The 1211-nt window shown below is 59.5% G+C and carries 1 protein-coding gene and 1 other annotated feature; the gene reads right to left on the reverse strand.

Annotated elements, in window-relative coordinates:
- Window positions 1–1179, reverse strand: a protein-coding gene (locus K7H22_RS19940; RefSeq protein ID WP_419248205.1) for an IS3 family transposase whose coding sequence is annotated in 2 segments (ribosomal slippage) — window positions 1–882 and window positions 882–1179 — 1180 coding nt annotated over the 2 segments. Because the reading frame shifts where the segments join, the coding sequence is not laid out codon by codon here. This gene is flagged as partial in the annotation.
- Window positions 776–892, reverse strand: a sequence feature (AL1L pseudoknot). (Overlaps the previous gene by 117 nt.)
- Window positions 1180–1211: the final 32 nt, after the last annotated feature.

Consider the following 1211-nt stretch of genomic DNA (forward strand, 5'->3'; position numbering starts at 1 on the left):
TCGGTGTGATGTATCCGATGGCGCTGTGCAGGCGCGTCTTGTTATACCAGCCGACCCACTTGAGAGTTTCCCATTCGACTTGGCAGACCGATTTCCATGGACCGAGAAACTTGATGACCTCAGTCTTGAACAGGCCGATGATGTTTTCGGCCAGGGCGTTATCGTAGCTGTCACCAACGCTGCCCACTGAAGTATCAATCCCAGCCTCGGCCAGCCGTTCAGTATATCGGATCGACAGGTATTGGCTGCCCCGATCACTGTGATGGATCAGCTTGTCCGCCTCAGATGGCACCCTCTGACAGATAGCTTGGTTCAGTGCATCGAGGACGAACCCTGTTGTCATCGAGGTCGAGACGCGCCAGCCAACGATCTTGCGGGCGAAGACGTCGATGACGAAGGCCACGTAAACCATGCCCTGCCAGCTTGAAACATAGGTGAAATCTGAAACCCAAAGCTGGTTCGGCGTGTCCGCCACGAAAGCGCGGTTCACCTTGTCGCCCGGGCAAGGCTGGGCCGTATCGGGGTTGGTCGTGATCACTTTCTTTCCCCTCACAACCCCTTGTAATCCCATGACCTTCATCTGCCGCTCAACCGTGCAGCGGGCAATATCGCGCCCTTCGCGCCGCAGCTGATGCCAAACCTTGCGCGCGCCATACCGGCCCCGACTACCATCGAAGGCCCGCTTGATAGCAGCCATGTCCAGCCGAACCTGCCTGGCCCGATCCGATGCGAGGTCGGGATCACGCTCGACAGCCTTGAACGCATAGAACGTCGATGGTGCGATCCCCAGAACATGGCAGATCGGCCCGACACCATGGACACCGCGCTGATCATCGATGAACGCGATCATTTGCGGAACGGGCGGTCGAGCTCCGCCGCAGCGAAATACGCGCTGGCCTTCTTCAGGATCTCGTTGGCCTGGCGCAGTTCACGAACCTCCCGCTCCAGTTCCTTGATCCGATCCTTCTCGGCACTCGTCAGCCCGCCGCGCTGGCCGGCGTCACGTTCGGCCTGCTGGCACCAGACGCGCAGACTGTCGGGCGAACAGCCAAGCTTCGGCGCAATCGCCTTGTAGGCAGCCGTGTCGCTGGCGTAATCGCCGCGGTTCTCTCGAAAAAGCCGAACACCGCGTTCGCGAAGCTCGGCCGGATAGGCGGGGGTGAATCTCTGCTTTGTCATAGGGCTCATCCTTTGAGTGTTTTACTCTCCGG

Source organism: Seohaeicola saemankumensis (genome assembly GCF_021021435.1).
Lineage (GTDB): Bacteria > Pseudomonadota > Alphaproteobacteria > Rhodobacterales > Rhodobacteraceae > Seohaeicola.